This is a genomic window from Hydrogenimonas thermophila, from assembly GCF_900115615.1.
In the GTDB taxonomy this organism is placed as follows: Bacteria; Campylobacterota; Campylobacteria; order Campylobacterales; family Hydrogenimonadaceae; genus Hydrogenimonas; species Hydrogenimonas thermophila.
Genome location: NZ_FOXB01000072.1, coordinates 1 through 4566, shown reverse-complemented (window position 1 = coordinate 4566; position 4566 = coordinate 1). Strand labels below are relative to the sequence as shown.

General features: G+C 27.4%; 6 protein-coding genes. 2 read left to right on the top strand and 4 right to left on the bottom strand.

Annotated features, from left to right (window positions below):
• Positions 1-351: 351 nt before the first annotated feature.
• Positions 352-678 carry a MerR family transcriptional regulator gene (locus tag BM227_RS12385; RefSeq protein WP_092914299.1) on the bottom strand — a complete coding sequence of 109 codons (327 nt, stop codon included), beginning with the start codon at positions 676-678 and terminating at the stop codon, positions 352-354.
• Positions 671-2419, bottom strand: a complete 1749-nt coding sequence (locus tag BM227_RS12380; RefSeq protein WP_092914297.1) for a DnaB-like helicase N-terminal domain-containing protein — start codon at positions 2417-2419, stop codon at positions 671-673. The genes BM227_RS12385 and BM227_RS12380 overlap by 8 nt, the downstream gene beginning before the upstream one ends.
• 26 nt (positions 2420-2445) lie before the next feature.
• Between BM227_RS12380 and BM227_RS12375 the strand changes: the two genes are divergently transcribed.
• Positions 2446-2682, top strand: a complete 237-nt coding sequence (locus tag BM227_RS12375) for a hypothetical protein (RefSeq protein ID WP_092914295.1) — start codon at positions 2446-2448, stop codon at positions 2680-2682.
• A 99-nt stretch (positions 2683-2781) separates the two neighbouring features.
• On the opposite strand, the gene BM227_RS12370 is transcribed toward BM227_RS12375, so the two are convergent.
• Positions 2782-3483 (bottom strand): hypothetical protein, encoded by a 702-nt coding sequence (locus tag BM227_RS12370; RefSeq protein ID WP_092914293.1) that lies wholly within the window; start codon positions 3481-3483, stop codon positions 2782-2784.
• Between the two features lie 137 nt (positions 3484-3620).
• On the opposite strand from BM227_RS12370, the gene BM227_RS12365 reads away from it, so the two are divergent.
• Positions 3621-4241 carry a hypothetical protein gene (locus BM227_RS12365; protein WP_092914291.1) on the top strand — a complete coding sequence of 207 codons (621 nt, stop codon included), beginning with the start codon at positions 3621-3623 and terminating at the stop codon, positions 4239-4241.
• Between the two features lie 54 nt (positions 4242-4295).
• On the opposite strand, the gene BM227_RS12360 is transcribed toward BM227_RS12365, so the two are convergent.
• Positions 4296-4566: transposase (locus BM227_RS12360; RefSeq protein WP_143089750.1), on the bottom strand; the 271-nt coding region annotated here is incomplete at its 5' end.

The following is a 4566-nucleotide window of genomic DNA, read 5'->3' as shown; positions in this document are numbered from 1 at the left end:
ACAATTATCTATGCCATCTTTAAAAACAATGAACCTTATAACCCCTCTCGTGTTTTTGCTATGGTTAGACAGTGATAAGTTAAAGAACTAAAGCTAATTTACTTCAAATTGATGATGGAATTGTAATAGTGCCATCACCTTTTAATTGTCAATCAAACCAACTTAGTTTGATTGTAAAAGCACTCTAATCTAAAGTTATAATTTTAGATTAAACTCTTAAAAGTGCTTTCAAAATCAAACTCATTTCAAGAGAAAAATCTCTTGAAAATTGGTTGTTTTTAAAATAGCTTTAAAAAGCTATTGCTTTTTTATTTTTTTGTCCTTTTTAAGTTATTTTTTATAAAAAGGCTATTAGTTAATTTTATGCAATATTTTTTTAGATATTGGATGCAGCTGTTTTTCAACTTTATTAATCTTTTTAGGTTTAATTAAATCTTTTTTAAAGTCTATTACAGCTTCTGGATAAAACAAAAGCCTTCCATTTTCTTTCACAAAGTGCTTTCCTTCCTGCAGTTTTCCGTTTTTAATGTAATTATCTACTGTTTTTGTTGACTTTTTAAGGTATCTTGCGACGTCCTTTCTACTCCAAGTTATCTGCAAAATTGCATCCAATTTGTTTTCAAGTCTTTTTTGTGTTTCAAGGATTAAAAGAATTGCATCTTCCAAATTCTTAAACATTGCAATATCCTTTTTTACTATAATTATTTTTCATGTCATATACATAATTCTTATCCACACTTGTCCGCACTTGTCCGCAGTTATCCGACTTAGAGAAATCCCTAAAATAGGACTTATCCGACTTATCACACTTATCCGAGGAGGCTTTATTCTTTTTCTCAAATTCAACTACTTTAAATTTTGTTTCAGCTTCTTCTGGCTGAATTAAAAAGTATAAATTCTTATTATTTTTTTTTATTTTTTCAATCTTCCAATATCTGCCCTTTCCTTTCTGGATAACTTTATTTGATTTATTTTTTGAATATCCAGATTCAATTAAAAAAGTTAAGATTTGTGAAAATGTAGGCGGGGTTTTGCAGTCTTCTATAAAAGAGATTACTTGATCTCTTATCTCTTCAAATTCTGCATCTTCTTTTGCCCATTCTGTTTCAACTTTTTCAATTATATGATTTTCAATTTTATATGCTTGCTCTTCTATTATTCCTACCCTATTTTTAGATGGAACAAAAATAAATGTATTTTTATATTTATTAGTTACTAACAAAAACATATTATCGACATCTTCTCTCCATGCTGATGATCCTGCATAAACCTGTTCGTATTCATCCATTTCTTGATTTGGTTTATTCGTATGATGCAATGCAATTATTGTTGCACCATTGTTTCTTAGACGCTTAAATACCTCTGTCAGCTCACTTACATCTTTGTTTTTATCCCTGTCTTTCCCTTTCATGAAATTTTTTGCACTATCAAAAACAATCATTGTGTCATGCAAATCTCTTTTTAAAAGTTCTTTAATCATTCTCCAAACTTTATTCTCATCCTGTGAAATATATCTTAACCTTTGCCTTAATATACGCTTAAGTTCATGTATCTTCCGTTCTTGTATCGTTGTATCTCCATTATCCAAATCTAAATATATTACTCTCTTGATTGTTCCATCCAAAAGAGCTGTATAACTTATTCCTATTACTCCAGTTGATTTACCACCACCACTTGGACCAAAAAATACTGTTATTCCGTTTTTAACCACTAAATTTTGTATGACATACTCTACTTTTTTATTTTCTACTTCGTCTGGATCCATATCAATAGAATCTAACCATTCATCAAAGCTATCATCCCACTCTTTCTTTTGATTTATTCCTATTTTATTTTCAAGCTTTTCAATTACTTCATCGTATATTTTTTCTTCTTCAAGCTCTACAAATTCACTTTCCTTTAGTTTTTTAAGTTTTTTAATCTTTTGTAAGATAGCTTGTTTATATTTTGCTTTCGCTATATATACCTCAATATCTGTACCTACAAACATACTATCTACATTTGCCATTATTTGTGCCGCTACTTCTGCCGCATTTGATTCACCTGCTTCGATTTTATGTTTTATTTTTGCAACAATATAAAGCATTTTTCTATTTTTTGCTTTCTGCTTAATTTGATTAATGTAGGCATTAATATTTGAGAGAGGATTAGCACTTAAGACATCTAAAAAAGCAACTTCATTAAACTGATTCTTTTTTGCTAACTTTTCTCTAAGGAACTCTTCATCAATTGGTTGATCGTTTTTGTGAAGTTCTTCCATAGCGGTAAAAAGGTTCTGATGGAAAGGATGGTAAAAATCATCTGCTTTAAGCTGTACTGCAATTTCTTCAAATTTCGTTGGTTCAAATACTGCTGTGCATAAAACCGCTCGCTCAATGTTGATATTATAAAGATTATTTGTTATAATTACATTTAACATTATTAATCCTTTGAGATGGTGTTTATATGGAAAATAAAGCTGATCTTCTTAGTAAGATCGTTGATGCTTTGTATAAAAAGCTTGTAGTGCTGATACCAATAGCAGGTGGGTTTGGTGCTTATAGTATCAGCTTCTTCAAGCAAAACAATAGCATTGGATATATATTTGCAATAGTCTTTATGTTTACATCTATTGCAATATTTGTAAGCTATACTAAGCTTAATGCAACCATTAAAGAATTGGAGAGTTTGAAAAATGGATAATTTAGGTATATTAATCATACCAATAGGTTTTATGGTTGCTGCTGTCATAGGGTATTTGGCTGTAAAGAAACACTGGAAAATAGCTGACATCTTGTAACCTTACATTACTAAAAATAGTTGTTTATTCCCGATATTTGTTCTTTCAGCTTTTATTTTAGCTTCTATAGTGTCTTTAAATATATCTGAAATCCTAATGTTTAAATAATCGCAAATTTTTTTAAAGTCTTCATCATCAAGGTCCATATCTAGTAAACTTTCTTTCCATATTTTCTTTGCTATTTCGATTTTTTGTTTTTTTGAAAACTTTGCAAATTGTTCTAATATAATTTCTTTTTCAATATCTTCTATAATATTAATAAAACAGTTCCAATCTTCTATACTATAAACTTCACTCAATTCAATATATAAAGATTTATATCGAATATCAGTAGTATTTCTCATATTACTTATTATTCTTTGTGTTAGCCATTTAATAGATTTTTCTACACTTGTAAAAGAAAAAAATTTTAAAGTACCTTTATATTTTTTTTCAATTTTAAATTTTTTTATATGTTTTCTAACATTTAATAAAGATTTATATGTTTGTTTTGTAGCAAGAGAATATACATAATCCATATCCTTGTACCTATACCCTAAAATATTACAGCATCTTATAACTTCAGGCTTAATAACTATAATAATTGATTCATAAAATCTAATAATGTCTTCGACAGTTTTAATTTTTCCTAAACAACAAACTAATTTTGCTGCATTAAGCCTCGTTTCCCTTTGAACTTTTTCTTGTAGTACATTTTCTTTCATTCATATTTTCCTGTTAACTATATTTGTGTAATTCTTTCATATTTTCCTTTAAACTTTCCTTAATGCGAATATTGTAATTCTATAATTTTTTTGATATTATTTCTTTATATATTCTAGTAATAAATATAGGAAATATAATGAAAAAAATATGTATCTCTTTACCAGAAAATTTGTACAGAAAACTCATTAAAAAAGCTAAAATAGCACAAATTCCAGCTGAAAAAATAATTGAAATATATTTAATAGAAAATTTTTTTAAAGAAAAAGACACTAGTCATGAAAAAGAAAAAAGTGAATATTTCCTTACAACCTTTAAAGATAAATTTAAAGAATTAGAAATAACACAAGAAGACTTATCGAGAGTATTTAAAGTTGCAACTTCTAGCATATCAAAAGCTTTAAATGGGAAACAAAAAAACTTTGTCTATAAAGAATTCAATGAAAATAAGAAAAATATAGATTTATTTATTAAGGAAATTTATCTTAAAGTTTTAAAAAATAATCAACCTGATTTAAATAATGATTATTATGATGAATGCTTAAAAAATGGAGAAAATTATAGTGATGTATTTAAATTATTTTTAGGTTTTGTTAACAAAAAATTAAATGGATATTTTAATGAAGATTATTTTTTAAATCATAGTGATATTGATGAATTAATAAAAGATTTATCGGAAATAGATATAGATAATCTATCTCCAAATGAAATACATGATAAATTTGAATATATTTATTTAAACCATTATGAAGATTCATAATTAGTGAGACCGTTCAGAATTTTGTGTCAACATCCAATAGTTCCTAAGATTATATCATAGTTCAAGGGCTTCTTCGAGCCTACCTTCGAAAAATATAGCCAGTTGTGAAAGTGTCAGACTCCAGTTACGCATCGGCATTGTCCACTTTTTCTGTGCGTTCTGAATTCCCATATAGAGTAGTTTTAAAAGTGAATTTTCATTTGGAAATGCTCCTTTAGTTTTAGTTAATTTTCTGAACTGTCTATGTACAGATTCAATAATATTGGTTGTATAGATAATGCGTCTTATATCTGCTGGATATTTGAAGTAGTTGGACAAATTTTCC

Bases quoted from the DNA above. Each gene is read 5' to 3' on its own strand.
- BM227_RS12385 (WP_092914299.1), bottom strand. From the start codon at position 678: ATGTTTAAGAATTTGGAAGATGCAATTCTTTTAATCCTTGAAACACAA.
- BM227_RS12375 (WP_092914295.1), top strand. From the start codon at position 2,446: ATGGAAAATAAAGCTGATCTTCTTAGTAAGATCGTTGATGCTTTGTAT.
- BM227_RS12380 (WP_092914297.1), bottom strand. From the start codon at position 2,419: ATGTTAAATGTAATTATAACAAATAATCTTTATAATATCAACATTGAG.
- BM227_RS12365 (WP_092914291.1), top strand. From the start codon at position 3,621: ATGAAAAAAATATGTATCTCTTTACCAGAAAATTTGTACAGAAAACTC.
- BM227_RS12370 (WP_092914293.1), bottom strand. From the start codon at position 3,483: ATGAAAGAAAATGTACTACAAGAAAAAGTTCAAAGGGAAACGAGGCTT.